The sequence below is a fragment of the Pseudoalteromonas sp. NEC-BIFX-2020_002 genome (genome assembly GCF_013002825.1).
GTDB classification, from domain to species: domain Bacteria; phylum Pseudomonadota; class Gammaproteobacteria; order Enterobacterales; family Alteromonadaceae; genus Pseudoalteromonas; species Pseudoalteromonas neustonica.
The window spans coordinates 125767-151749 of record NZ_JABEPJ010000003.1 but is presented as its reverse complement, the minus strand read 5'-3'; the positions used below and the strand labels follow the sequence as shown (position 1 = coordinate 151749).

26 protein-coding genes and 1 tRNA gene are annotated in these 25983 nt (G+C 39.2%); 10 read left to right on the top strand and 17 right to left on the bottom strand.

Annotated features, from left to right (window positions below; all coding sequences use genetic code 11):
* Positions 1 to 177: 177 nt before the first annotated feature.
* From HJP15_RS05045 to rlmE, 8 genes are all read right to left on the bottom strand, one after another.
* Complete coding sequence (locus HJP15_RS05045) at positions 178 to 1803, bottom strand: methyl-accepting chemotaxis protein (protein ID WP_054203240.1); 1626 nt, start codon at positions 1801 to 1803, stop codon at positions 178 to 180.
* Positions 1804 to 2691: 888 nt separating this feature from the next.
* A tRNA-Leu gene (locus HJP15_RS05040) sits at positions 2692 to 2776 on the bottom strand.
* 91 nt (positions 2777 to 2867) lie between these two features.
* A complete protein-coding gene (gene secG / locus HJP15_RS05035; RefSeq protein WP_054203241.1) occupies positions 2868 to 3209 on the bottom strand; it encodes a preprotein translocase subunit SecG in 342 nt (113 codons plus the stop codon).
* Between the two features lies 1 nt (position 3210).
* Positions 3211 to 3960 (bottom strand): triose-phosphate isomerase, encoded by a 750-nt coding sequence (gene tpiA, locus HJP15_RS05030; protein ID WP_054203242.1) that lies wholly within the window; start codon positions 3958 to 3960, stop codon positions 3211 to 3213.
* A 72-nt stretch (positions 3961 to 4032) separates the two neighbouring features.
* On the bottom strand, positions 4033 to 5382 hold the full coding sequence (gene glmM, locus HJP15_RS05025; protein ID WP_054203243.1) for a phosphoglucosamine mutase: 1350 nt from the start codon (positions 5380 to 5382) through the stop codon (positions 4033 to 4035).
* Positions 5372 to 6238 (bottom strand): dihydropteroate synthase, encoded by an 867-nt coding sequence (gene folP / locus HJP15_RS05020; protein WP_170173178.1) that lies wholly within the window; start codon positions 6236 to 6238, stop codon positions 5372 to 5374. Before folP ends, glmM begins: the two co-directional genes overlap by 11 nt.
* A 102-nt stretch (positions 6239 to 6340) precedes the next feature.
* Entirely contained in the window at positions 6341 to 8293 is a 1953-nt protein-coding gene (gene ftsH / locus HJP15_RS05015) for an ATP-dependent zinc metalloprotease FtsH (protein WP_170173177.1), read from the bottom strand.
* A 57-nt stretch (positions 8294 to 8350) separates the two neighbouring features.
* Positions 8351 to 8980: a 23S rRNA (uridine(2552)-2'-O)-methyltransferase RlmE gene (rlmE, locus tag HJP15_RS05010; protein WP_054203246.1), complete on the bottom strand. Its 630-nt coding sequence runs from the start codon at positions 8978 to 8980 to the stop codon at positions 8351 to 8353.
* A gap of 88 nt (positions 8981 to 9068) precedes the next feature.
* On the opposite strand from rlmE, the gene yhbY reads away from it, so the two are divergent.
* Positions 9069 to 9365, top strand: coding sequence for a ribosome assembly RNA-binding protein YhbY (yhbY, locus tag HJP15_RS05005; RefSeq protein ID WP_170173176.1), 297 nt, complete (start codon positions 9069 to 9071; stop codon positions 9363 to 9365).
* 93 nt (positions 9366 to 9458) lie between these two features.
* Here the strand turns inward: yhbY and HJP15_RS05000 are convergent, their stop codons facing one another.
* Complete coding sequence (locus HJP15_RS05000; protein WP_170173175.1) at positions 9459 to 9935, bottom strand: histidine phosphatase family protein; 477 nt, start codon at positions 9933 to 9935, stop codon at positions 9459 to 9461.
* A gap of 9 nt (positions 9936 to 9944) precedes the next feature.
* Positions 9945 to 11108, bottom strand: coding sequence for a serine hydrolase domain-containing protein (locus HJP15_RS04995; RefSeq protein ID WP_170173174.1), 1164 nt, complete (start codon positions 11106 to 11108; stop codon positions 9945 to 9947).
* Between the two features lie 115 nt (positions 11109 to 11223).
* Between HJP15_RS04995 and HJP15_RS04990 the strand changes: the two genes are divergently transcribed.
* From HJP15_RS04990 to HJP15_RS04965, 6 genes are all read left to right on the top strand, one after another.
* The gene (locus HJP15_RS04990; RefSeq protein WP_054453944.1) at positions 11224 to 12027 is read left to right on the top strand and encodes a hypothetical protein; all 804 of its coding nucleotides are present in this window, start codon (positions 11224 to 11226) and stop codon (positions 12025 to 12027) included.
* A 297-nt stretch (positions 12028 to 12324) separates the two neighbouring features.
* A complete protein-coding gene (locus HJP15_RS04985) occupies positions 12325 to 13149 on the top strand; it encodes a MipA/OmpV family protein (RefSeq protein ID WP_054203472.1) in 825 nt (274 codons plus the stop codon).
* Positions 13139 to 13531, top strand: a complete 393-nt coding sequence (locus HJP15_RS04980; RefSeq protein ID WP_082355640.1) for a DUF3019 domain-containing protein — start codon at positions 13139 to 13141, stop codon at positions 13529 to 13531. The genes HJP15_RS04985 and HJP15_RS04980 overlap by 11 nt, the downstream gene beginning before the upstream one ends.
* A 13-nt stretch (positions 13532 to 13544) precedes the next feature.
* Positions 13545 to 14249: a response regulator gene (locus tag HJP15_RS04975; RefSeq protein ID WP_054203250.1), complete on the top strand. Its 705-nt coding sequence runs from the start codon at positions 13545 to 13547 to the stop codon at positions 14247 to 14249.
* A 36-nt stretch (positions 14250 to 14285) separates the two neighbouring features.
* Positions 14286 to 15572 carry an ATP-binding protein gene (locus tag HJP15_RS04970; RefSeq protein ID WP_054203251.1) on the top strand — a complete coding sequence of 429 codons (1287 nt, stop codon included), beginning with the start codon at positions 14286 to 14288 and terminating at the stop codon, positions 15570 to 15572.
* A 222-nt stretch (positions 15573 to 15794) separates the two neighbouring features.
* On the top strand, positions 15795 to 17147 hold the full coding sequence (locus tag HJP15_RS04965; RefSeq protein ID WP_170173173.1) for a sodium-dependent transporter: 1353 nt from the start codon (positions 15795 to 15797) through the stop codon (positions 17145 to 17147).
* A gap of 23 nt (positions 17148 to 17170) precedes the next feature.
* Here HJP15_RS04965 and HJP15_RS04960 read toward each other — a convergent pair whose 3' ends face one another.
* Together HJP15_RS04960 and HJP15_RS04955 are read right to left on the bottom strand one after the other, a co-directional pair.
* Positions 17171 to 17623 carry a GNAT family N-acetyltransferase gene (locus HJP15_RS04960; RefSeq protein WP_054203253.1) on the bottom strand — a complete coding sequence of 151 codons (453 nt, stop codon included), beginning with the start codon at positions 17621 to 17623 and terminating at the stop codon, positions 17171 to 17173.
* Positions 17624 to 17954: 331 nt separating this feature from the next.
* Entirely contained in the window at positions 17955 to 18698 is a 744-nt protein-coding gene (locus HJP15_RS04955) for a sporulation protein (RefSeq protein ID WP_054203254.1), read from the bottom strand.
* A gap of 261 nt (positions 18699 to 18959) precedes the next feature.
* On the opposite strand from HJP15_RS04955, the gene HJP15_RS04950 reads away from it, so the two are divergent.
* The 3 genes from HJP15_RS04950 (at position 18960) to HJP15_RS04940 (ending at position 21443) form a co-directional block, all read left to right on the top strand.
* Entirely contained in the window at positions 18960 to 20531 is a 1572-nt protein-coding gene (locus HJP15_RS04950; protein WP_054203474.1) for a cation:proton antiporter domain-containing protein, read from the top strand.
* A 285-nt stretch (positions 20532 to 20816) separates the two neighbouring features.
* Positions 20817 to 21098 carry a hypothetical protein gene (locus HJP15_RS04945; protein WP_054203255.1) on the top strand — a complete coding sequence of 94 codons (282 nt, stop codon included), beginning with the start codon at positions 20817 to 20819 and terminating at the stop codon, positions 21096 to 21098.
* A gap of 114 nt (positions 21099 to 21212) precedes the next feature.
* Complete coding sequence (locus HJP15_RS04940) at positions 21213 to 21443, top strand: DUF3820 family protein (RefSeq protein WP_054203256.1); 231 nt, start codon at positions 21213 to 21215, stop codon at positions 21441 to 21443.
* A 285-nt stretch (positions 21444 to 21728) separates the two neighbouring features.
* Here HJP15_RS04940 and HJP15_RS04935 read toward each other — a convergent pair whose 3' ends face one another.
* The 5 genes from HJP15_RS04935 to ilvY all read right to left on the bottom strand — a co-directional run bounded on the left by HJP15_RS04935 (position 21729) and on the right by ilvY (position 25964).
* Positions 21729 to 22976, bottom strand: coding sequence for an ATP-binding protein (locus tag HJP15_RS04935; protein WP_170173172.1), 1248 nt, complete (start codon positions 22974 to 22976; stop codon positions 21729 to 21731).
* A gap of 6 nt (positions 22977 to 22982) precedes the next feature.
* A complete protein-coding gene (locus HJP15_RS04930) occupies positions 22983 to 23675 on the bottom strand; it encodes a response regulator (RefSeq protein ID WP_054203258.1) in 693 nt (230 codons plus the stop codon).
* Between the two features lie 14 nt (positions 23676 to 23689).
* Entirely contained in the window at positions 23690 to 24076 is a 387-nt protein-coding gene (locus tag HJP15_RS04925) for a DUF3019 domain-containing protein (RefSeq protein ID WP_054203259.1), read from the bottom strand.
* Position 24077: 1 nt separating this feature from the next.
* Entirely contained in the window at positions 24078 to 24932 is an 855-nt protein-coding gene (locus tag HJP15_RS04920; protein WP_170173171.1) for a MipA/OmpV family protein, read from the bottom strand.
* A 129-nt stretch (positions 24933 to 25061) separates the two neighbouring features.
* A complete protein-coding gene (gene ilvY / locus HJP15_RS04915) occupies positions 25062 to 25964 on the bottom strand; it encodes an HTH-type transcriptional activator IlvY (RefSeq protein ID WP_054203260.1) in 903 nt (300 codons plus the stop codon).
* Positions 25965 to 25983: the final 19 nt, after the last annotated feature.

Sequence of the window (25983 nt, the reverse complement as noted above, 5' to 3'; positions counted from 1 at the left end):
ATCCAATACCCTCAGGTATTGGATTTTAAAGGCATTTATACTGCGTTATCGCCTATTTATGGGGAACAACCCCACACCATAGGTGCTGCCTTGCCTAAATACTAAATAGACTGCTGCAAAATCAATCATGAAAGGTCAACACGCCCTAACCTATTAAAGTTTTAATACTTAAGTAGATTACTCAACTTTAAATTTAGCAGTAGCATCTAATAAGTTATCAGATAGATAATGTAGATTTTTAGCCACATCTCTTACTGCAGCAAGTGACTGCATTGTATCTTCAAATGACATATGCATGTTCGAAACATTCTCAACAACCATTGCAGCCACAGATGTTTGCTCTTCTGTTGCAGCGGCAATTTGCGAGTTCATTCCATTGATTTCAAGCATTTGCTCGGCAATTTTTTCAATCGATATACCTGTACTCTCTGCCGCAATTGCATTGTTTGTTGCCATATCTCGCGCTGATGTCATTGCACTTACTGATTCATTAGCAGCACTTGTTAAAGTGTTTAGTAGCTCACGAATTTCATTTGTTGATTTTGCTGTACGTGAGGCAAGCTCACGAACTTCATCTGCTACCACAGCAAAACCACGCCCTTGTTCACCCGCACGAGCCGCCTCTATCGCAGCGTTAAGCGCAAGAAGATTAGTCTGCTCTGCTATCGCAGTAATCACATTTAAAATTTGCGTTACATTCTTCGTATCGTCAGCCAATTTATTAATCGTTGTAGCTGCATGGTTTATCTCATTACTTAATGTTTTAGACTCTGAAACAGCCGTTTCTATTTGAGAGCGGCTTTGCTCTACTTCTTTTTCCGCCGTTTGCGCAGCCCTCGATGCATTCGCAGCAGATTGAGAGATATCTCCAACACTTTGCTTCATTTCTTCCATAGATTGCTTTACAACTTCAGCCTCTGTAGTTTGTTTAGCGGTTGCTTTTTCAGCTTGTTCCATACCTTGCACTAAGCGTGTTGAGTTTTCCATGAGGGGTTCACACACTGACATTACATCGAGAACTGATTTTTTCAATAGCGCTATAAAAATATTGAAATTAATTGCAACTTGGCCTATCTCATCTTCTGAACGCACTGCGAGCTGAGTACTTAATGACCCTTTACCTTCTCCAAGGAGACGTAAATTATCTGCAGCATCACTTGCAGCTGAACCTATTCCTCTTGCAATTAAAATTGCCATAAAAAGTAATAGTAATAGAGAAACAAACGAAACAACTAACATTAACGTTAACGCATTATCTGAGCGCAACTTAGTGCTTTGTACTAATTCAAAGAAGCGATCATCTGCACGTTGTTGCGCAGATTTAAAACTTTGTAGTACCGAGTTATACATCGTTGTTTTTGATTTTGCCTGTTGCTGAATTTTCTCAAAGTCAGCAGTCCCGTTGATCATATCATTTGCAATTTGAGATGATATTTTTGAGTAATTAGACAACTGATTACGAGCCTGATTATCAATATAGTTTGAACTGAGAGAACTAATTGAATCCAGATTCTCTGTTAAATTTGAATATGTTTTGGTGGCTTTATCAACGAGATCTTGTTCGCCAAAAGTAACCGCCTGTGTGTAAAGCTCATCAAGTTTTTCAAGAAGCCCTACATTAGCAGATGTTAGTTTAACGACCTGATAAGATGTTTTTTCTAATTCATCTAATGAAACACGATTGTCATCCATGGCAATATAGTTATTCAACACTATCACCACAAATGCAATCACGGCAATACTAGTGATCGCATGAATTTTTTTAGTGATACTGATATTTTGAAAAGATAAGCTTGAAGCCATACTATTTACCCTATTATTTTAGCTATACGTATTATCGGCCTATTAGCTATAAGTGTTAACTATATTTGTAATTTTTCTAGCTTTTTAATGTGATTTTGCTGAATTTAAGGAAAATAAATACTATTTTGGCGTTATCATCTTAATTATGTGACTTATTATAGCTACTTTATTAAAATCGTGATTTTTCTAGCGAGTAATCCGCTCAATAATTAACTGCGTTAAAATCACTTATATACTCAAAGTAGGGAAATCCAAAAGCAATCGCGAGAACAACGTTACGCCATAATTTATTTGTATTGCTTAATTAGTTATTTTTTATCGCTATAGCAAAATACTTATTTAATGCAATTAGGATTATACCAATCTGGGTAGATATGGGGTCTATTTAATGACAAGAAAACTAGGCAAAAATTTTTATATCTAGGGCGTGTTGACCTTTCGTCATTAATTTTACAGCAGTATGTTTGGTATTTAGGCAAGGCAGCGCCTATGCAGTGTGGTTGTTCCCCATAAATAGGCGATAACGCAGTATAAATGCCAAACATGCGCTGCCCAAAGGGTTCTTCCTAGGGGCGATTGACTCTTTGTTACCTACACGGATGTAGGTAAGGGCCGTGAGCAGGACGCGGAAGCTTTGCTCGGTTTTTACTTAGCCCGCTAGGTTACAAACCTCGCGCCGCGATTAAATCGCCCCTAGATTGAACAAATTTCAATCCACAAAGGTCAACACGCCCTAATTGTTCTAAATAAAAAATTTTTAACGACGTTATAGCGTGATTTAATTCGTTAAATTGTTCAAATATTTATGCTGATTGGTATTATACAGAGCTGTGCATAGCCTACTGACAAAAAAACCCAGTAACATTACTGTTACTGGGTTTTATAATATGGTGCGGTTGGGGGGACTTGAACCCCCACGCCCTAAAGCACTACCCCCTCAAGGTAGCGTGTCTACCAATTCCACCACAACCGCATTTTTAAAGCTTTTGCTTTATGTGTTAAACTTAGTGATTTACGCGAGGTCTGTAAATCGTTTAACAAGTAACTAATTATTAACTAAAGAATTAATTAGGTACGTGAGTCTCTTCTTTTGTTTCAGCTTTAGGCGCATCAACACTAACAGGTACAACCGTCTCTTCTTGTGATAGGTCATCCCACTGGTCACCACTTTTTATTTGACCTGCGGTTAAGTTACCCAGCACAATACTTAGTACAAAAAATATTGTAGCTAAGATTGTTGTTGTTTTAGTCATGAAGTTACCAGCACCTGACGAACCAAAAACGGTTGCAGAAGCGCCAGCACCAAATGATGAACCCATGTCTGCGCCTTTGCCCTGCTGAATTAATACCATTCCAACAAGCGCTAAAGCCACAACTAAATAAACTACTAATAAAATTTCGTACATCTTACACGGTCCCTTTTGCACTTTCGCAGATAGCAGTGAATAAGCCTGCTTTTAGACTAGCGCCACCAATTAGGCCACCATCTATATCTGGTTGTGCAAATAATAATTCGCTATTTTTTTCATTTACGCTGCCACCATAAAGGATGGTCAACCCTTGTGCTAAATCACTGTTTTTATCAGCAATTTTATCACGGATAAATTTGTGCACATTTTGTGCTTGTTCAGGCGATGCAGTCTTACCTGTGCCAATGGCCCAAACGGGCTCATATGCTATCACAGAATCTTTCAGTGCTGCTAGACCTAATTTATCAATTACCGCATCAATTTGTGCAGCAACGACTAATTCAGTTTGACCTTGTTCGCGTTGCTCTTCGCTTTCTCCAACACATAAAATAGGTGTCAAGCCCACTTGTTGGGCGCGAGAAAATTTAGCCGCTACAGTGTCATTGCTTTCGCCATAAATATTACGGCGTTCAGAGTGACCAACTAACGTATATTCGCCACCTAAATCTTTAATTAATTGCGCATCAACTTCACCAGTAAATGCACCAGCTTCATTTTCTGAAACTGTTTGCGCCCCAGTTGTTACACCCGCTGCTGTTAGCATTGGTAACAATGGATAAGGTGGAAAGATCACAACGTCGATCTTATCTGATTTTACGTTGTTGATTGCGTCAGATAATTGCTGTACTAACTCTTTCGAGCCGTTCATTTTCCAATTGCCTGCGACCATTGGCTTGCGTATTGCCATTTTTCCACTCCACATAAGAAAGCGGGCGAGATAGTAACTCGACTCGCCCAAAGTTACAAGAGGTTATTGTTCTTAATCAGTTTGTTTGCTCATAGATTCAACAACTGCGGCAATTTTTTGTGCGCTATCCAGCACTATTTTTTCTTGCTCAGCTTCAACCATAACGCGAATAACAGGTTCCGTACCTGATTTTCGTAATAGAACACGACCTTTACCACCAAGTTGCTCTTCAACTTGCGCAACCGCAGCGATGACTTCAGGTGCTTGCGTTGGATCTGTTCCTGCCTTGTAGCGTACGTTGATCATTTTCATTGGGTACTTAGTAAAGCCAGCCCCTAAGTCTTTAAGAGTGCGGTTTTGTGCAACCATTGCTGCCAACACTTGTAAGCTTGAAACAATACCATCACCGGTGCTGATCAGATCAAGGTTTAGTACATGTCCTGAGCTTTCACCGCCAATTTTCCAGCCTTTTTCTTGTAAAAGCTCCATAACATAACGATCCCCGACTTTACTTCGAGCAAAATCAATACCTTTAGCTTTAAGCGCATTTTCAAGCCCCATATTAGACATAACAGTGCCGACAACACCGCCACCTAACATATCATCTTGTGCAGCTTGGCAAGCAATAATATAGACAATGTCATCGCCGTCAAATACACGGCCGTTATGATCAACCATCATCACACGATCGCCATCACCATCGTAAGCAATACCAACATCGGCATTATGTTCAAGCACTTTACGTTTTAATGCATCAACATGCGTTGCACCGCACTCTAAGTTGATATTTACACCATTGGGTTCACATGCATGGCAAATGATCTCTGCGCCTAACTCGCGCATTACAGATGGTGCAATATGGTAGGTTGCGCCATTAGCACAATCGAGTACTATTTTTAGTCCCTCAAGCGATAATCCTTGGGGAAATTGGCTTTTGCAAAACTCAATATAACGACCATCAGCACTTTCTAGACGGCGCGCTTTACCAAGCTTATCTGATGCCACACACGTCATTGGCTCATCGAGCATCGCCTCAATTTGTAGCTCAACCTCATCACCCAATTTTAAACCGCGACCGCAGAAAAATTTAATACCATTATCATGATAAGGATTATGCGATGCACTGATCACAATACCAGCTTCTGCACGAAAGGTCTGAGCTAAATAAGCAACGGCAGGTGTAGGCATTGGGCCAAGTAAGACCACATCGATACCCGCAGCAATTAGCCCCGCCTCAAGAGAGGTTTCTAACATGTAACCTGATATACGTGTATCTTTACCAATTATGACTTTTTTTGTGCCATTTTTTGATAGTACTTTTCCTGCTGCCCACCCAAGTTTAAGGGCAAATTCTGGCGTAATTGGGTACTCACCCACCATGCCACGGACACCATCAGTGCCAAAATATTTTCTAGTTTTCATTGTGTGTTCCTTTTTTACAGGCCTGCCATACAGCAAGTACATCTGCGGTTTCTTTTACATCGTGTACGCGTATTATTTTTGCGCCATTTTGCGCTGAAATTAGTGCACCAGCCAAACTGCCAGCTAGGCGTTCACTGGTTTCTCTATTTAATAAGTTGCCAATCATCGACTTACGCGATAGCCCAGCTAAAACAGGTAGGCCAAAGCAATTAAACTCATCAAACCGTGCGAGTAATTCATAGTTATGATTAAGGCTTTTACCAAACCCAAATCCGGGATCGAGAATAAGTCGCTCACGCTGAACACCCGCTGTTTCACATGCATTAATACGTTGTTTGAAAAAGTCATTAATATCTGCAAATAAATCGCCATACTGCGGATTAGTTTGCATTGTTCGCGGCTGACCTTGCATATGCATTAAGCACACTGCAACATCAGGAAACTGTGCCACCGTTTCCAATGCAAGAGGCTCTTGCAGAGCGCGCACGTCATTGACAATATCTGCCCCCGCTAAAATAGCTTGGCGCATTACTTCACTTTTACTGGTGTCTATTGAAATGACGCTACGATTTACTACATTATCACTGTGAGCTCGAATGGCTTCTATGGCGGGGATCACGCGGGCTAATTCATCTTCGAGACTGACATCTGGCGCGCCAGGGCGTGTTGACTCACCACCAATATCTAAAATAGTGGCCCCATCGGCTAATAAATCTTGGGCTTTAATGACAGCGCTGTCAGTTTGGTAGTAGCATCCGCCGTCTGAAAACGAATCAGGGGTGACATTCAGAATCCCCATAATTACGGGGGTGTCGAGGTGTAAATTGCGACCTCTAGGTAAATTAACTGTGGTCATCTATCACCTTCAATACATCCATTGCATTGATATTTGTACTTTATTTTATAAGTTACAAAAAAGCCCCGACAATCGGGGCTTTTGGTTTAGCTATTTTAACTGTTATTCAGCTTTATCATCAAGATTTGTTTCATCTTTTTGTGCTGGTTTTTCATCTTTTTCAATAACAGGCTCTGCTTTTGTCTCAGCTGGAGCTGGTTTTTTATCAGCCGTGTCACGACGATCATGTGCATCACGTGGTTCACGTACTGGCTGACGCGCCATTAAATCATCAATCTGCTTCGCATCAATTGTTTCATACTTCATTAATGCATCTTTCATTGAGTGCAATATATCAATATGATCTTTTAAGATTGCTTCGGCGCGTTGATAGTTACGATCTGAGAGTAAACGAACTTCAGTATCAATCACTTTTGCTGTTTCATCTGACATACTCATAGAACGACCACCGCCGCCACCCATGTACATCTCGTTTTGATCTTCAGCGTACAATAGTGGCCCTAACTTTTCACTTAGGCCCCACTGTGTAACCATTTTACGGGCAATATCCGTTGCACGCTCAATGTCATTACTTGCACCCGTAGTTACTTTATCTTCACCATAAATAAGCGCTTCGGCAATACGGCCACCGTAGAGACTTGAAATCATTGACTCAAGCAACTCTTTAGAATGACTAACACGATCTTGTTCAGGTAAGTACATAGTTACACCAAGGGCACGGCCACGAGGTATTATCGATACTTTATAAACGGGATCATGCTCAGGTACCATGCGGCCAACAATTGCGTGTCCCGCCTCATGGTAAGCCGTCATTTCTTTTTCTTTCTCGCTCATCACCATGGTTTTGCGCTCTGCGCCCATCATGATTTTATCTTTAGCAGCGTCAAATTCAGCCATGCTAACAACACGTTTATTACTACGTGCGGCATATAAAGCAGCTTCATTTACAAGGTTTGCTAAGTCAGCGCCAGAAAAGCCCGGAGTACCACGTGCGATAACAGATGCCTCAACGTTATCACCTAATGGCACTTTACGCATATGTACTTTAAGTATTTGCTCACGGCCACGTATATCAGGTAAACCAACCACCACTTGACGGTCAAAACGACCTGGACGAAGTAAAGCGGGGTCTAATACGTCAGGACGGTTAGTCGCTGCAATAACAATAATACCTTCATTGCCTTCAAAACCATCCATTTCTACAAGCATTTGGTTTAGCGTTTGCTCACGTTCGTCGTGACCACCGCCCATACCCGCACCACGTTTGCGACCTACGGCATCAATCTCATCGATGAAAATAATGCAAGGAGCTGCTTTTTTCGCTTGTTCAAACATATCACGAACACGAGAAGCACCAACACCAACAAACATCTCAACGAAATCAGAACCTGATATAGTAAAAAATGGTACTTTGGCTTCACCGGCAACAGCTTTCGCTAATAACGTTTTACCCGTACCAGGAGGTCCGACCATAAGTACGCCTTTAGGAATACTACCGCCTAACTTTTGGAATTTAGAAGGATCTCGTAAAAAGTCCACTAACTCAGTCACATCATCTTTTGCTTCATCGCAACCTGCAACATCAGCGAAGGTCGTTTTAATTTGATCTTCACTCATTAAGCGCGCTTTGCTTTTACCAAACGACATTGCGCCTTTACCGCCACCACCTTGCATTTGACGCATGAAGAATATCCATACACCAAGCAGTAGTAACATCGGGAACCATGAAATCAAGATACTTACTAAAAATGATTGCTCTTCAGGCTTAACGCCTTTTACATTCACATCACTTTTTAGTAGATCATTTAAAATATCTTTATCGTAAATAGGCATAATGGTTTGAAATTTCTCACCATTAGACTTAATACCAGTTATTGTGCCACTGGTACTTTCAATAGCCACTTCTTGTATAGAGCCATTTCTAGCATCTTTTACAAATTGACTGTAACTAGTTTGACGATCTACTTGATCGCCGCCATTAAAGCTCTGAAATACTGACATTAGCACAACTGCAATGACCAGCCAGAGTATTAGATTTTTCGCCATATCGCTCAAGGGGTTAACCTCTTGTATCCAATTAATTTAAATTCAACTAAACGCCTGACAACTGTACTACAGTTTATAGCCTGTCGCTACTATAAATACTTCACGAGAACGAGCACGAGAAGCGTCGGGTTTACGGATTTTTACAGCTTTAAAGCTGCTTCGTACATTTTGTAGGTATTCATCAAAGCCTTCACCTTGGAATACTTTTACAATAAATGCACCATTTTTCTTTAATACTTGGTGACACATATCAAGCGCAAGCTCAACTAAATACATGCTTCCAGCTTGGTCAACGGAGCTATTACCGCTCATGTTAGGTGCCATGTCTGAGAGCACTACATCAACATTTTTTCCGCCAATACGATTTAATAACGCATCTAAAACAGCTTCTTCTCGAAAGTCTCCTTGTAAAAAGTCAACGCCTGCAAGTGAATCCATCGGCAAAATATCGCAAGCGATCACTTGCCCTTTCATGCCAATTTTTTCAACTAAGTACTGTGACCAACTACCTGGCGCAGCGCCCAAGTCAACAACGGTCATAGCTGGGCGTAATAATTTATCTTTATTTTGGATCTCGTCGAGTTTAAAAATCGCACGAGAACGCCAACCTTTCTTTTGTGCCTCGTGAACATAAGGATCATCAAAATGTTCCTTCAACCATCGCTGTGAACTGGCCGAAAGTTTTTTATTCGTCATAAATTAACACGCAACTAATTAGTAATATTCTCTAGATGGCGTTAGAATACCCTTAATTCAAGCCATATTCAGCAAAATTTGTAACAACATGAAATTATCGAACAAACAAAAGCAGTTTTTAAAAGGTCAAGCACACTCTCTTAAACCAGTCGTTTTACTCGGTTCAAACGGTTTAACGGAAGGTGTTTTAGTAGAAATTCAAAGTGCATTAGAAATTCATGAGCTTATCAAGGTAAAAGCACCTACTGATGACAGAGAAACTAAAGCATTGATTTTTGAAGCAATTATTCGTGAAACTGGCGCTGAAAAGTTACAGTCAATTGGTCATGTTATTGTGCTTTACCGCCAGAGTGAAGAAAAGAAAATTCAATTACCGCGTAATTAAGCTTTTCCTTCTTTGTAAAAAAAACCAGCGCTCGCTGGTTTTTTTATGCCTGAAAAACACAGTTAAATAATTTTCTAAATTGTATGACTTTGCTTAAAACCCCATCTTTAGATCATTTAACGTATAGCCCTGTGACTCCTTATTTAATAAAAAATAGCGGTCAAATTCACTTTCAGGCATTTTTTCCAACTCTACTGAATTAAATAATTGCGCTAATTCTACGGTTGTATTGCTATGGCCAATAATAATAACTGTGCCACTTTTAGTGAGTATGTCTTGTTGTAGAGCAACCAACTTGCTTGGATCGTATGTAGCTATTCTCACTTTAAAGTGATCAGCTAATGGTGCCGCTGTTTCAAGTGTACGGTTATAGTGGGTGCTATACAGTGTAACGGTCTTTGGCGTGTTAATTAAAGAATGTAATTGCTGTGCTCTAATTTCTCCGCGTGCTGATAAATGTGGATCTTTATCTGTTAGCTTTTCACTATGACGAAACAAATATATTTGCTCTGGTTGTGCATTTATATAAGCACTGAAAAACACTATCAATACACTTAATAAAATTTTCATCGTATACCTTTAAAGTTTAGGAGTTAACTGCGCTTGTTTATAAGCTAATACACGATTAATAAAGTCTGTTGTAAGCTCGTTAATTAACCCTGTTTCAGCATTTAAAACTAAGCTGAAACCAATATTCATATGTGGGATCACAACTAAATCACTTCGATAACCTTGTACCCACCCACTATGATAGTAAATTGTTTCATTATCATAATTATATACACGCCACCCTAAACCATAATATGCTTCTTTTAGGTGTTTTTTCCATACTCTACGACGCAGCTCTTTTTTCGTTTGGGTATAAGGACGCGTTTGTCTGGCGAGTTCATCTTTGGATAACACACTTGGGTAATAACCTAGTTGTGCTTTTAACCAAATAGCCATATCACTGGCACTTGCATTAACACCTGCCGCAGGAATAACTTTATAGTAATTCTTTTTAAGCTTTGCTGTATGCCACTTTTTACGGCCACGCACATGAGGATGTGCATAGTTTCCATCAGCAACCATTGACTGATAACCAACGCTGGCATTTTTCATTTGTAGCGGAGAAAAAATAAATTCATTTAACCAGCGCGAGTAACTCATTTGAGTACTGCTTATAATCACCTCATCAATCAAGCTGAACATGACATTTTGATAGCCATAGCATTGCCCAGGTTGGCAAATTGGTTGCACGCTTAGCAGCTTCGCGACTATGTCTGGATAGTTCATCCGTGATTCTATTAAATTATCATAGGCGTTTGGCACTAAGCCGCTAGAGTGACTTAATAAGTGAAATACTTTTAAGTTATCTTTATAGCTAGTATTCGCAAATTCTGGAATAAACTTACTTACGGGGTCATCTAATGAAAACTTTTCTTGTCCGACTAGTTTTGCTGTCAACGCGCCTGCAAAAGTCTTTGATACAGAGGCTAATCTAAATCGAGTATATTCATTTACTCGCTGGCCATTTTTTAATTTAGTTACACCGAAACCTTTAACATAAGTATTATCTGGGCCATTGACTATCGATAACGCTCCGGCTGGTATACCTTTACTTTTTAATTTGTTCTGCAAATGTTTGTTATAGTCTTTAAGTAATGCTTGCCATTGTTCGTTGGCTGCGTTCACTCGGGGGTGAAAAAACACCATCGACAGCAGTAAAATAAAAGAATAAATTAATGGGACTGAGTACTTCATTTTTTATTATTTTAATCTATTTAGGAAGTTTCTTAGTTCATAATACCATGAACTTTTAACTAGACTCACGTACAATGCGCCGATTAATTGATTTTATAAGGGTTTTACAGTGCTAATTCGTTTTTTTTCAATCGTTTCTTTTATTTTAATTACAACGGGCTGCGTTACTTCACCAACCCCTGCCCCGCTTTTAGCAATGCCAGAAAAACCGCAACTAAAAAGTCAAACTTATCAGGTTAAATACGTAACAGAGCACGCATCCCCCAAAGTAAAATCAGTACAATTACCAGCCCATAAATTAAAACGCAATCAAAGCATTAAAATAGTTGCTGATAAAACAAGTGTTACAGATACACTAAAAAAACAAATTAGCGATGCGTTAGAGATGATTAATCTGCGTGTCACAGAGCAAAATAATAGCGACTATATACTCTCAATTCACCAATTAGATTTAAGCTTTCTTGATGATACTCAATATCAGGTGTCAACACCTAAAACCCCTTACCCTCTATTTAATGAAATTGCAGCCCAATTCCCTTCTCAGCAATGTGCAACAATAAATGCACAAGTGAGCATGCGATTAACACATAAAGCATCTGGTGATGTTGTATGGTTTGGTAAGTCATCGATTGACAGCGCAAGTTTTCATCGTGAGCCATTAATATACACTTTTAACGAAGAACAAATAATTAGCAATGAATTAGATATTGCAACATTCATACATGCACAAAATACAGAGCAAGCGCGAATTGCACGTGCAAAGCAAGACATTAGTGTGCCTAGCTATCAAACTATCTCAAAGCTAACCAGTTTAGTTAAAACTCAGGGGCCGTGTAATCGCACAGAAGTAAGCGCCTTAACGCCTATGATGCACTACTATTTAAGTAGTATTTTAATTGATAAAATTAAAGTTCAGTAAACCACTGTGATAAATGGACTATTTAACCTCTAATTATGGCTCTATTATTAAAATCAATAACGCAGTATAAATCTTTTAAACCAAACCCTTGGGCGTTTTTTGAGGTGATTTGAGTATATCCCCCTCGGCAACTACAAAAGCGCCGAGGAACGCCTACTTTAAAAATAAATACATTTATTGCACTCAAATACATTTTTTTACAGATTTAAATAACTATTTGACAATATAATACAGTTAATTACTGTTTATTTATTTGGATAACGGATGCGATTGGTACAAAATCCACTACAAAAGCTGATGATATTTGTGATCAGTGTGTGTTTATGGCACAGCCCGAGTTATGCAAGTAATCGTTATTATGCAGACAATACCCTAGAACCGACGGCAGGTTTTGCCTGGGACTGGAGCGCTGGCGCTGGTTATTATATCGAAGATTCCTACTTAGTTGGTATGGATTCATATAGTCACGGCGTGTTACTTGATATTAACCTAGCCCTATCTTACGAACGCTTTTATTTAGACATTGATCACAGTCAACTCAGTGGTGGTGTCATTATTGGTTATAGCCTGATAGATAAATTTGATTGGGGGCTGGATATTCTTGGCACCAATATACAAGCGGGCTTTAACGAAACAGGTCTAGATCTATACGCTGAGGGCACTATTAAAGAGCTCGATGGTATTAAAAGTCGTCGATATGATTTTGATACTGGCCTGCGCCTTACCCGACGATTTGAAAATTCACAGATTTCGTTTGAATACTTACATGATATTTCTAGCGCGCATAATGGCTGGGTCGTAAATACTTTTTTTAGCCATATTTTACCGTGGCAAAACTGGGAGTTTCGAACCGGCTTAGGCTTTAGCGCATATTCTGCTGATTTTACAAATTACTATTTTGGCATTACCCCAAGTGAAGCAACCCCAACTCGTCCCGTTTATCATACGGGCACATCAACAAGTATGATATTTGAATTCCACGCCGAATATCCGCTTAATCAGCATTGGGTATTTTTAGGTGGTTGGCTATCAACGTGGTTTTCCAATGAAATAGTTAATAGTCCAATTGTATCTCAGGGGTATCAGCATAAAGCGATGATGGGCGTGCGTTATGTATTCTAAAGCTTCAGTAATTTTATTATTGTTGCTGGGTATTAACCCGTTATATGCAAGCGACACAAAACCATTAGATAATAGCTTAGTAGCCCTACCCGATACCTGCGTAGCATTACGCGAAGGACGCAAATGCTACGCTGATGTTGAGCTAAACTGGCAACACAGTACACTCGGTAATTATTGCTTACGTGATGCAACATCTAAGCACATTATGCAATGCTGGTTAAGACAAAGTAATGGGAAGTTCAATTATGCATTTGACTCGATTGAAAGCATTTCATTTGAACTAATTAATAGTGATACAGGCAAAATCATCGCATCAGCACAAGTGCAGCTGCAGTGGGTTTATCAAAACCGCCAAAAGAAACGCCGCTGGCGCCTTTTTTAAAAAAGAGAACACTATGGACAATTACGGCACAATCTTACTTGTTGAAGATGATCAGTCACTCGCTCAGTGGGTCGCTGAATACTTAACTGAGCAAGGCTATACCACACAAATTTGTGTTCGCGGCGATCAGGTCGTCAGTCATGTTAAAGAGCTAAAACCTGATTTAATCTTACTCGATATTATGCTGCCAGGCCAAGATGGGATCAGTGTTTGTCGAGAGCTACGCCAGTTTTATCAATCCCCTATCATTATGCTCACTGCAAGAGATGATGAAATGGATGAAGTGATCGGGTTAGAAGTAGGCGCCAGTGACTATATAATGAAGCCAGTCAGACCTCGAGCACTATTGGCTCGTATCAAAGCAGCATTGCGACTAAGCAATGATAATAGTGAGAATAAGGTTGATGATTCGATTATCCAAGTTGGTTTATTAAAAATAGACACACAGTCACGAAATGTCTTCGTCGATAATGTTGAGCACCCTATCTCTAGTGCTGAATATTTACTACTGCAATACTTAGCCAGTAATGCAGGCCAAGTTGTATCTCGTGATGCTGTATTTAAAGCAACGAAAGGCCGAGAGTACGATGGGTTGGATCGCAGTGTTGATGTGCTTATCTCTGCGTTACGAAAAAAGTTTAATGATGATCCGCAGCACCCAGAAAAAATCAAAACCATTTGGGGACGTGGCTATTTACTCGTCGCCAGTGCATGGTGATGCGTCAGTTAATTTTATTATGTATTTAACAAGCCCATGAAAAAGTTTTATCTTTCTTTACTTGCCAGCGCCTTGTTATCTATTGTGATACTTGGTTGGCTAATAGATGCATTTAGCCAGCAAACTCACCACACTGAAGATGAGTTTGCTCTACAAAGTAAAATATTAATGGGGTTTAGCCAGCAGATTATAGCTCAACCTCTCGATAAACGTGTTCGCTTTACCCAAAATCTAGCAGAGCAATTTTCATTACCGCTAACCTATCGCGCTACACAGTCACTCGCACTCCCGGCCTCCTTACTTACCCAAATGCGTGCGCCTGGTGGGCTCATCCTTGAAGATCAACAAGGCTTTTATTTACTCTACACAAATACACAACTTTCACCATTTCATTTAAAGCTACGCCTAGAGAAGCTGCATCAACAAGAACAACATAATGACATGTTACTTACCTTACTTTTTTATGCTGGTTTATGTGTTTTTATGGGGTTTATTATTGCACCATTAGCAAATCGTTTAGGTGTTGTGAACGACGCAGCTAAAAAGTTTGCAGTAGGTGATTTAAGCGCACGTATTAAGGTATCCCACTTTACTTATATAAAAGATGTAGAGCGTACATTTAACCGTATGGCGAGCCAAATTGAAAAACTCCTTGATGAAAACAAATTAATGGCGTCTAGCTTATCTCATGATATACGCACTCCTATTGCCTGTTTGCGCTTCGGTTTAGATGCTGCGATTGATTGTCATGATGAAGATAAAATAAAACATTATTTAGCTCGCATGGAATCGGATTTAGATCAAATGGAATCCATGCTTAAAAGCTATTTAGCATTTGCAACCTTAGAGCAACAAGCAAATCAGCTTACCTATTCAAACACATTAATGAATGATTATTTAGCAACAATTATCAATCAATTAGCTCCTAAATTAGCCAATCAAACTATTGATTTAGAATTAGTCAGCGATAATGAAAATTTAACAGCGGATCTGCATTGGTTAGCGCGTGCCATTACTAACTTACTTAACAATGCCTGTGATTTTGCGCATAGCCGCATTGTGTTAACGGCAAAACGACAAGGGCACATAATCACATTTATTGTTGAAGATGATGGGCCGGGAATAGCCCAACAAAATTGGCATAAAGTCTTTAGCCCTTTTTTTCAAGAGCAAAATCACCGTAATAGAGCAGATCAAAGTTACGGCTTAGGGCTTGCGATTGTTGCTAAAGTCGCTGATTGGCACCACGGCACTATTAAACTTGGCAAAAGCGAACGACTCGGCGGTGCTTGCTTTACCTTGAAAATACATAACCACGAGTAAATGTAATTAAAATGTTACGCTTTACAGTCATCGTATCTCTGTTTATATACCTATACAACAAACACTTAATAGGTAAAACATAAAGGGACAAGCTCACTGATTGATGCAAAAAAGTCCAATGTTACGTTTTTAGCGTTTATTCACTAAAATAAGAGCTTTTTATTTTTTTGCATTTACAGTAGATTGTCAGCGCCGTCACAAAATAGAGAAGTAATAATAATTATGAGCGCAGTAAGAGGGGAGTTTAGCTCCCGTTTTGGATTTATAATGGCCGCCGCGGGTTCTGCTGTGGGGCTTGGAAATATTTGGGGCTTCCCCACACAAACCGCAAGTAATGGCGGTGCCGCATTTTTAGTTGCCTACCTTGTGCTGGCTTTTTGTTTAGCCTACCCTGCACTAATGGCTGAATTAACAATTGGCCGTCATGGTCAAGCAAATGCCGTAACTTCTTTACGTAAAATATCGAATGATGGCTGGCAAAAACACTTCGCTTTTGTGGTCGGTTTTGGTGGCATAATTTGCGCTGGTTTAATTTTAAGTTTTTATGCCATTGTGGCCGGCTGGATGATCAGTGCGACACTAGAACCGGTGGCTACACTCGCTGGAAGTCAAACAGCTTCAACATGGCTAAGTGAGCAATCACTTTCTCGTGATTTACTGTTTACTGCAGGTTTTATAATCTTAACTGTAGCAATTATTAGTAAAGGTGTAGAAAACGGCATAGAAAAGTGGTCAAAACGCTTAATGCCTGCATTACTTTCCATTTTATTTGCTTTAATTATTTATGTAATGATGCAAGATGGCGCCATGACAGGTCTTAAAGCCTACTTGGTCCCTGATTTCAGTTCTATATTAAACCCTGAGTTACTCGTAAGTGCATTAGGGCAAGCCTTTTTCTCATTATCACTCGGTACAAGTGTAATGATAATTTACGGCTCTTATATCAGTAAAAAAGAAAACTTAGTTTCTTTGGGTGCATACGTAACACTTATTGATGTATTTATTGCTTTTGTTGCGGGCTTATTAATTATCCCTGCGATGTATGTAGCTCAAGCGCAAGGTGTTGAAATATTCTCTGCGACAGGCGAGCTATTATCAGAAGACACCTTAGTATTCCAGGTTTTACCTGCCTTATTTGATGGCATGGGCACTATTGGTTTATTCGTCGGCTTTGCATTTTTTGCTTTGATGAGCATTGCTGCCCTAACATCTTCTATCTCAATGTTAGAAGCACCGGTTTCATATGCCGTTGAACGCTTTTCATTAAACCGCCTTAGTGCTACCTGGCTAATTGGCGCCATTATTGCGGTGGTCAGTTTTACTATTATTTTAAACTTTGGCACTTTATTCGGCTTTGTTATCGCATTGACAACTAAATTTGGCCAACCATTGCTAGGTTTAATGTGCTGCTTATTTGTTGGTTGGATTTGGTATCGCAACTCTTTACTAACTGAAATTCAACAAGGCTGCCCAGAAGTTGCTAATGGTATATTTTGGAAAATTTGGCCATGGTATATTAAATTCATTTGCCCAATAGCAATTGGTTTAGTGTTTGTAAGTTCGTTATTAGGTTAATTCAACGTAATAAAAACCGCTCATCAAACTGAGCGGTTTTTTAAAATCATATCTTGGTGTTCAATCCCATCTTCTAAATACACTCCACCCGTTTTTTCAAAGCCAAATTCACTATAAAAGTCGAGTAAGTATGTCTGCGCGCCTATATAAATATCCCGCGAAGGCCAGTGCTTTAAACAACAGTGAATCGCCTCTTTGACTAATATAGCAGCCAGCCCTTTACCTCGCTGAGACTTTTCAATTAACACACGACCAATAGCACTGTATTGCTCATTTTTGGCATAACAACGCGCATATGCGTACAAGCATGGCTCTTCACTCCAAAAAAGGTGTTGTGTATCAGGTTGAGTGTCTACGTCATCTAATTCTGGATACGGGCACTGCTGCTCAACAACAAAAACATCAACTCGGCCGCGCATTATATTAAATAATTCAGTACTACTTAGCTGTGAAAATAACTTACTTACTAATTGCATCAAAGTGCTCTTATAAAAAAAGCCCAGACGATGCTGGGCTATTCATTAAAATTACTAGGGCGTGTTGATCTTTGTGGATTGAAATTTGTCCAATCTAGGGGCGATTTAATCGCGGCGCGAGGTTTGTAACCTAGTAAGCTAAGTAGAAACCGAGCGACAAAGAGTTAATCGCCCCTAGGAAGAACCCTTTGAGCAGCGCATGTTTGGCATTTATACTGCGTTATCGCCTATTTATAGGGAGCAACCACACACCATAGGCGCTGCCTTGTCTAAATACCAAATAGGCTGCTGCAAAATCAATCACGAAAGGTCAACACGCCCTAACCTACCTTTATGTAAGCAGGCGCTCTAACTGATCACATAATTGTGATAAATTCACGTGGTCATGTTCGATTGTTAAATCTACGTAGCCATCACCTCTAAACGCCCTATCTAATTCGATTAATACATGCGTTTTATGAGCTTCAGGCACAAATGATAATTCAATTTCTTTAAGGCCAAATAAACTGCGGCTATTGGGTCTATATTCAAGTTCTTGATAGCACCCTGATACTGAAGCAAATGTACTTGCGCGTAAAAAGCCTTTTTCCACGTCAGCTTTAACTAAACTAAAGCCCAATTTATCCATCGCTTGCATAAACGTATTTACTGCATCATTTGGGTATATATGCAGATGATCCTTATCTGTTGGATCAAGCGCTAAATCAATATCAAGCCCGGTCTCTAACCACACATGTGATTGATTAGAACCCGCATTAATTTCGGTGATGGGGGTTTCAGAGTGTAAGCGAGCTTCAAAAGGTATCTGTTTTTGCTCGCCCGGCTCCAATGTGCCTATATCGGTTATACGCCACTTATCTATTATATGATTCGTAAAATAAGCACCGTCTTCACCTTCTACTTTTACCTTGGTGACTAATGCTAAATCTAAACCGGCAATTTCTTGGCTCACGTCACCTGCTGTAATAACAATTTGAGCATTAAATATTTGCCCTGGTTGCAGGTGTTCTGTTTCAAGAACAGTATCAACTTTTGCAGCACCAATACCTATTGATGCAAGAATCTTTTTAAACATCTATTTCTCCTTAAGCCGCCTACTTCTACAAAGTGCCACTTAAATTCCTTTGTTACTGCATCTTAACCACATTTAAAAGCTGCTGTCAGCGAAAATGTTGCTATTTATGCCGTTTTTACACGAAAAAACAATCATTGCATGATTTTTAAACATAAATAATACACTACTCGATCAACTAACATACGAAATATGGCTTTATTATTTTCAAATATAGTGATCTTTCGCTACACTGACCCTCTACATGAAGTGATGTTAAGAATTATGGAAATAATATTTTTTGCCACAGCGTTTGTTTGTGGGTTTGTCGTTTATCAACTAAAACTCCCACCGTTAATCGGCTTTTTAATTGCAGGGTTTGCGCTAAACTTATGCGGTTTTCAAAGCACTGAACTACTAAACTCAGTAGCCGACCTTGGTGTTACTTTATTGCTTTTTAGCATTGGTTTGAAATTACGTGTTGCTAATTTACTCAAACCTCAAGTATGGGCTCCAGCTTCAATACATATAATATTGAGCAGTGCTCTATTTTGTGGATTAATGTTGTTCCTTGGTTATTTAGCATTACCAATGTTTGATGAGTTAAGCTGGCAAAGTGCTTTACTCGTCGGTTTTGCTTTTAGTTTTTCAAGTACTGTATTTGCAGTGAAAGTGCTTGAGGAGCGAGGTGAAATGGCTAGTTTGCATGGTAAAATAGCTATTGGTATTTTAGTTATGCAAGATATTTTTGCCGTAATATTTCTCGCTATAAGTACAGGGAAAACACCAAATGGCTGGGCACTTGCTTTATTTGTTGCTCTTCCACTACTTCGCCCTGTTATGTTTTGGATTTTAAATCGCTCTAAACATGGTGAGCTCTTACCTCTTTTTGGTTTCTTTTTTGCTTTAGTCTTAGGGTATAACGCATTTGAATTTGCAGGGCTTAAAGGTGATTTAGGTGCATTAATTGTAGGCATGATGTTCGCGCCTCACAAAAAAGCAGGTGAACTAGCTAAGTCACTACTTAATTTGAAAGAAATACTGTTAGTCGGCTTTTTCTTAACGATTGGTTTAGGTGCTGAGTTGACCGTTAATTCATTATTGATAGCACTTGTTATCATTATGGTACTTCCGATCAAAGTATTTTTATATTATGTACTGACTAACGCATTTAAATTGCGAGCACGTACTTCGCTTTTAAGCGCATTTACGTTAACCAACTACAGTGAATTTGGTTTAATTGTATGTATGGTTGCTGCAACAAGCGGTTTAATAACCAATGAATGGCTGGCTGTTATGGCTATTGCGGTATCTATAACATTTATTATCGCCTCTCCTTTGAATAAACGCTCTAATGAAATTTACGTAAAAATAGAGCAGTGGCTATTGCGTTTTGAAAGTGACACTCGATTAGCTGAAGAGCTGCCTGTTAACCTAAATAATACAAGAATAGTTATATTTGGTATGGGTCGAATTGGCACAGGTGCTTATGAGACAATCAATTTAACACACCCTGGTGTTGTAGCTGGCGTTGACATAAAACCAGAGGTTGTTGATAAACATGTTCGTCGTGATCGAAAGGCATTACTTGCAGACGCTACAGATCCAGACTTTTGGCAACGTGTAAATCACTCTAATGTTGAAATGATTATGCTAGCAATGCCTAAACATATGCAAAACATATTTGCATTAGAACAGTTACGTGCCTCAGGCTATCAAGGTCAGGTTACTGCGATTGCAAATTACCCTGATCAACAAAAAGAGCTGGAAGATATGGGTGTTGATTCAACTTATAACTTCTATTTAGAAGCCGGTAGCGGTTTTGCTGAACATGTGAAACAAAAATTATTTTCTTAATATAAATTAGGTTCTTAGTACCACTTTAGGTACTGAGAACTATTTTTATTTATATATCATTAACTTACTTCTAGATGGCCAAAGTCTCAATAAAAACCTCATCAAATATCGGTCAAGTTTATTTACAAAGCTTTACATGCAGATTGGCATTTACTCATCAAAACAGAGTAAACTGCATTCGTTGACTAATTCGTAAGTATCTATTTTTAACATAAAAAGCTTTTTTATGTGTTTGCATACGTATTCAATTTGCTTTTTTTATTTCGTTATTAATAAGGTTTCTAGATGAAAAATAAGTTTCCCTCACAATTTCAAGCCGTAGCTGATGATGTCAAAAGTCCACGTTTAATGGAACTTCAAAATCGTCTAGATGAACTACAGAGAAATGGAATGACAGCGGTGACAATTCGCACCATACTCTTCCAAAAGATGCTAGATGCCTATCAAGTACCAAGTGATCATTTTTTGCGTGACAGTGAGACACCTAATCGCATAGATGATCCATCATTGTTAAGTAGCCTTAAAAAGCTTGGATTTTCTAAAAAGCCACAACACCAAATTCATTAAAAACCCTGAGGGCCTACTCCCTCATTAAATAGGCTATTTCTTGCCCGTCATGGCCTATTTTCCTCCTCTTTTTTGTAATACACTTTAGTTAAAACGACTCAATAAAAGTTAACCATGGATTCTGAGCAGCTTAAAATAGCGATCAACACAAAAATGCCCTTCGGAAAATATGCAGGCAGACCACTACTACTTTTACCTGAACCTTATTTAGTCTGGTTTAAACAACAAGGCTTTCCTGATGGAACCCTCGGGGCTCAACTTGCAATGATGTATGAAGTGAAGCTAAATGGTTTAGAGCAGCTCCTTATGCCTCTATTAATAAAAAACAAAAACGACCCCTTATAGAGAAATAAATTATTGAATATTGAACTTAACGTTTCATTGCAGGTCTATTACTTTGCTATTTGTTGATTTTTGGTTTTAAAGATAAAGCACCGCCTAAGGTGCTTTTTTTTGTGCAAAATTAGTTAGGATTACATAACCGACGTTGAGGATAATAACTCTCTTTGTAACGGCTCTTGAGGCGAAAACTAAGCTATTACTCCTGAAAAACTCAGGCTGAGGAGTTAAATGAATTTATATATTCTTAAATCAGCCGATTAGTAAATCTCTAACTTAAATCAGTGATGTTCAATTTGTTGCACGTCTAGGTAGGTAAATCGTCAATTTAGCACCGCCTAATGAGGAGTGTGATATTTCATACCTCCCTTGATGCCATGAAACTATCTTAGCGACAATAGCGAGACCCAATCCAAATCCCCCTGTTTTTTTATCGCGACTTTTATCTAATCGTGTAAATGGTTTAAATACCGTTTCCCACTGCGCTTGCTCAATTCCAGCACCATCGTCTTCAACGCTTAAAATAACGAATTCAGTCTCTTCAACTAAGCGAACCAGTACTTGAGACTGTCCGTGTTTTAAAGCATTACCTATTAAGTTTTGGACAGTGCGTGCAATAAAATGACTATCACAACCATAAGTACATGTCGTTGGTAGCTGTACGTCAACTTTAATATTTGTGGCAAAATCAAGTTTGGTAACAACACTATTTATTAGCTGGACTAGGTCGCATTGTTGAACGCTTATATTTGGCTGTTGAGTATCTAGACGCGCATAATCGAGCATTTCTTTCACTAATGACTCTAACTCTAAGATATCGAGCTGCATTGTATCAATGTAATCAAATGCTTTTTCATCAGTCACTTTATCTTCGAGCATTGCTAAGGCAAATTTCAAACGTGCTAATGGCGTTCTAAACTCATGAGATACTGAGGAAGTAAGTTCTTGTTGAGCCGCCAACAGGTGTTGAATGCGTTGTTGCATAGCACGTAAAGTATCTGTAATTGGCAAAAAAAATGATTTGGACGTTGCATTCAATTCAAAATCTTGTGACCCGCCGACCGCTTCACATGCCATCCGTAATTTAGCAAAGTCTCGCCATAATAAAAAACTCCATAGCCCAACGGGGATCCCTACAACGCACAATAATAATAGGTAAGGCCATACTGATGGAAAAGCAGGTGCGGATACACTAATAGGCCCAACTTGCAGTAACTGCTCATTTTCGAGCTCTATGTACCACACTGCGCGCTGCTCTTCATCGAATAAATAAATATGGTGGTGCTGCGCAAGCTCAATAGCTTGCGGTTTGGGAAGCATTAAATCTTTTTTATCGACGATGTGGGTATTAAAACGTGACGCTAAATTGGTAATGCCTTCTGTAGTCTGAGTTAATAACCAAAGTGACTCGCCAAACTCTTTATCAAGAGACACTTGTTGCTGTGTTTCTTCATAAGGCCATAACTGCTCTATCACCCCACTCACTAAAAATAAGGAAACTATTATATACGCATATAAACTTACAAATAGCTTCCCCATTAACGGTTACATCCCCCACGCATCTGAAACGAATAGGTAGCCTTGTCCCCATACGGTTTTAATACGGTATGGTTTATCACTGTTATCGCCTAATTTTTTACGGATGCGTGACACTCTTACGTCAACTGTACGATCTAATCCGTCATACTGACGACCAATCATATGCTGATGTACATGTTCACGACTAAGCACTTCTCCAGCATTAGAGGCTAATAGCCAAAGTAGCTCAAATTCATGTGAAGTGAGTGTGATTTCATTATTCTTTAAACGTACAATACGACTGGTTTTATCTATGCTTAAATCACCAAATTGTAGCTCTTCAGGGGCTTTAACTACGGCCTGGCCACGGCGCAATAACGCATTTATACGCGCAAGTAATACTCTAGGCTCTGCAGGTTTGATTACATAGTCATCCGCACCGAGCTCTAAACCTAATACTTGATCGAAATCTTCACCCTTTGCGGTCAACATCAAAATCGGTAAACTAAATTTATCACGTACTTGACGGCAAACACTAAAGCCATCTTTACCTGGCAGCATCACATCCAAAATAATTAAGTCTATCGGGTTATTCTCAAGAAAACTAAATACTTCATCGCCACGATCGAGTACCGCAACTTCAAGGCCATTATTTTCCAGATAATCTCGTGTTAATTGTTGTAAACCTAAGTCATCTTCAACAAGTAAAATCTTTGCCATTTGCAGCTCCAGAATTAAAAAAAACTCCACGGGGAACGTAATCTACGTCGAGTGGTTTTAGCACGAGTGCTCTGTACTTCGATACGTGCTGTAGCTAATAGTTCATCCGTATGAGGGTCGATCAAAGAGTATATAGTTGCTACCTGAACACGGGCTTTATGATCTAATTTAGCTATTTTAACTTGTTGCCAACATTGCAATTTACTACTTTCTTGATATAAACATACATCCATTTTCTTTGGCATATTTAGCGTTAGCTTAAGCTCAAGATCGCAATATTCTTGTTGTTCGGAAACCACACAGACTTTTGGTGACAATGTTAAAATGTCTTGTTTTGCAAAAGCTAACTCAGACCATAATGCAAAAATCACGATGTACAAAGAAAACGAAAAATACTTCATATTAAAAAATATGATTAAATCCTATAAAGGCGGTAATGGAATATTTTTTTTCAAACAATGGACTCTCATTTAGAGCCGAATAATCATAATACGCAACATGAAAGCGCAATGAATTATTATTGCCTAAAGGCCAACGGCCATCAATTTTAGCATAAGGTTGCCAACTACGACCTACCTCTATCGCAGCTGAGTTATGCTCTTGTTCACTTACACCATAAAAGTACGTATTTAAGCTTGCTGATTTATACCAAACGCCTAAACTCGGCTTTAGTTTTAAACGGCCGATAGTCTCATGCATTTGCCACTGAACTGCGGCTCTATTTCCATCATAAACCCCCGTGATATCAGTTAATACCTGTAGTGAAAAAACATGCTTATCTTTAACATAGTGATAACTCAAGCCTGCATCTAACGCCCACTTGCGTTTATCAAGATCTGTAATTTTCACTCGTGGTTGCTGATTTTCTAATTGGTTTTGTTCAAATACAACTGAGTTTTTTGAGGCTAATGCAAAGACATTGGTAGGGTGCCATTTCACAAAAAAACGTGTTTCGGGGTTAAGCTCTGTTATTAAATTAAAAATATGCCGAGAGCTTTCCTCAAGGGTGTAACCTAATCTGCCATTATCGAAAAAGAATTTCTCACCGTAAAAGGCAACTTCTGGGATTAATACTACAGGTAAATTATCACCGCCGTGCAATGGATTAGTGATAACCCCTAACCCTGTGTTAAGGCTAATATGCCATTGCTGCGTTGCAATATTTTTATCATACCCGCTCTGCTGTTCAGTCGCTGATGCTACTGAAAGTTGGCAATAGATACATATTAACGCAAAAGTTTTAACTATCAGCTTCATGTCAGTTTATAAGCCAAAAAATGCTTTATTCTGGCCATAATAGCAAGGTATTAAAAACTAATCCCTAGCTGATTACAATCATTCACACTTTTGATACATATGGACTTATTCTGGGTAGAAACAAGCGAGCTAATTCACATTTTCAAGAGTTTGAGCAATCTCCCACAGTGCATTTAATGCAGCATCTGATAACCCTTTTCGTAATACAGCTAAACCAATCTCAAACCCTGCTGGCGCTTCGTTTTGATCACTGATCACCTGTACACGGTCTTTTAATGGGCTGTTATCCAATACAATTTTTGGCACCATCGCAATACCAAGTCCTAAACTAACCATTGATACCATAGCCTCATGCCCCGCGACCTGAGCATAAATCTTTGCATTAATACCATGTTTACGCCACCATTGCTCAAGCCTTTGGCGAGTAAAACCCTGCTCAGGAACAATAAATTCTAATTCAGACCACGCTATTTTATCGCTAGACAAAGCCAACTTTTGGGTAATCAAAGATGGAATGCGCGGGGCAATAAAAACCAAAGATGAGTAACCTATACTTGCAAACGCTATTTGCGGTGGCAATTTATCGGGTTTAGCAGCAATAGCCATCGCCTCTTGTCCATCTAACACTCGGTTAATAGCAACGGCAGGATCGCCCGTGTTTAACTTTATTTCAATATGTTGATGCTGTAACCGTAACTGCTCTAATATTTGGTGTAAAAAGCTATACGACGCAGTTACTGAGCAATAGATGCTGACTTTACCGTAGATGGTCTGCTCTGGATTTCGTACATTCGTTCGAAAGCGTTGCCAGTTTGCTAAGGTCGCATTTGCGTAATCAATAAATGACTCCCCTTCACGTGTTAATTTAACACTGCGATTATCACGTATAAATAGCTCAACCCCAACTTCATCCTCTAACTGTTTAATATTACGACTTAATGTAGGCGCACTGATATGGCATAACTCACTAGCGCGTGCAAAGTGCAAGGTTTTAGCAAGCGCTAAAAAGTAATGTAACCGTTTATGATCCATATTCTCTCCATGTAAGTGA

Coding starts and splice junctions, on each gene's coding strand:
- HJP15_RS04925 (WP_054203259.1), bottom strand. CDS start 24,076: ATGAAGTATTTTTCGTTTTCTTTGTACATCGTGATTTTTGCATTATGG.
- HJP15_RS04935 (WP_170173172.1), bottom strand. CDS start 22,976: ATGGGGAAGCTATTTGTAAGTTTATATGCGTATATAATAGTTTCCTTA.
- folP (WP_170173178.1), bottom strand. CDS start 6,238: ATGACCACAGTTAATTTACCTAGAGGTCGCAATTTACACCTCGACACC.
- ilvY (WP_054203260.1), bottom strand. CDS start 25,964: ATGGATCATAAACGGTTACATTACTTTTTAGCGCTTGCTAAAACCTTG.
- HJP15_RS04970 (WP_054203251.1), top strand. CDS start 14,286: ATGAAAAAGTTTTATCTTTCTTTACTTGCCAGCGCCTTGTTATCTATT.
- HJP15_RS04955 (WP_054203254.1), bottom strand. CDS start 18,698: ATGTTTAAAAAGATTCTTGCATCAATAGGTATTGGTGCTGCAAAAGTT.
- secG (WP_054203241.1), bottom strand. CDS start 3,209: ATGTACGAAATTTTATTAGTAGTTTATTTAGTTGTGGCTTTAGCGCTT.
- HJP15_RS05045 (WP_054203240.1), bottom strand. CDS start 1,803: ATGGCTTCAAGCTTATCTTTTCAAAATATCAGTATCACTAAAAAAATT.
- rlmE (WP_054203246.1), bottom strand. CDS start 8,980: ATGACGAATAAAAAACTTTCGGCCAGTTCACAGCGATGGTTGAAGGAA.
- yhbY (WP_170173176.1), top strand. CDS start 9,069: ATGAAATTATCGAACAAACAAAAGCAGTTTTTAAAAGGTCAAGCACAC.
- HJP15_RS04980 (WP_082355640.1), top strand. CDS start 13,139: ATGTATTCTAAAGCTTCAGTAATTTTATTATTGTTGCTGGGTATTAAC.
- tpiA (WP_054203242.1), bottom strand. CDS start 3,960: ATGGCAATACGCAAGCCAATGGTCGCAGGCAATTGGAAAATGAACGGC.
- HJP15_RS04965 (WP_170173173.1), top strand. CDS start 15,795: ATGAGCGCAGTAAGAGGGGAGTTTAGCTCCCGTTTTGGATTTATAATG.
- glmM (WP_054203243.1), bottom strand. CDS start 5,382: ATGAAAACTAGAAAATATTTTGGCACTGATGGTGTCCGTGGCATGGTG.
- HJP15_RS04940 (WP_054203256.1), top strand. CDS start 21,213: ATGGATTCTGAGCAGCTTAAAATAGCGATCAACACAAAAATGCCCTTC.
- HJP15_RS04995 (WP_170173174.1), bottom strand. CDS start 11,108: ATGAAGTACTCAGTCCCATTAATTTATTCTTTTATTTTACTGCTGTCG.
- HJP15_RS04960 (WP_054203253.1), bottom strand. CDS start 17,623: ATGCAATTAGTAAGTAAGTTATTTTCACAGCTAAGTAGTACTGAATTA.
- HJP15_RS04975 (WP_054203250.1), top strand. CDS start 13,545: ATGGACAATTACGGCACAATCTTACTTGTTGAAGATGATCAGTCACTC.
- HJP15_RS05000 (WP_170173175.1), bottom strand. CDS start 9,935: ATGAAAATTTTATTAAGTGTATTGATAGTGTTTTTCAGTGCTTATATA.
- HJP15_RS04920 (WP_170173171.1), bottom strand. CDS start 24,932: ATGAAGCTGATAGTTAAAACTTTTGCGTTAATATGTATCTATTGCCAA.
- HJP15_RS04945 (WP_054203255.1), top strand. CDS start 20,817: ATGAAAAATAAGTTTCCCTCACAATTTCAAGCCGTAGCTGATGATGTC.
- HJP15_RS04930 (WP_054203258.1), bottom strand. CDS start 23,675: ATGGCAAAGATTTTACTTGTTGAAGATGACTTAGGTTTACAACAATTA.
- HJP15_RS04985 (WP_054203472.1), top strand. CDS start 12,325: ATGATATTTGTGATCAGTGTGTGTTTATGGCACAGCCCGAGTTATGCA.
- HJP15_RS04950 (WP_054203474.1), top strand. CDS start 18,960: ATGGAAATAATATTTTTTGCCACAGCGTTTGTTTGTGGGTTTGTCGTT.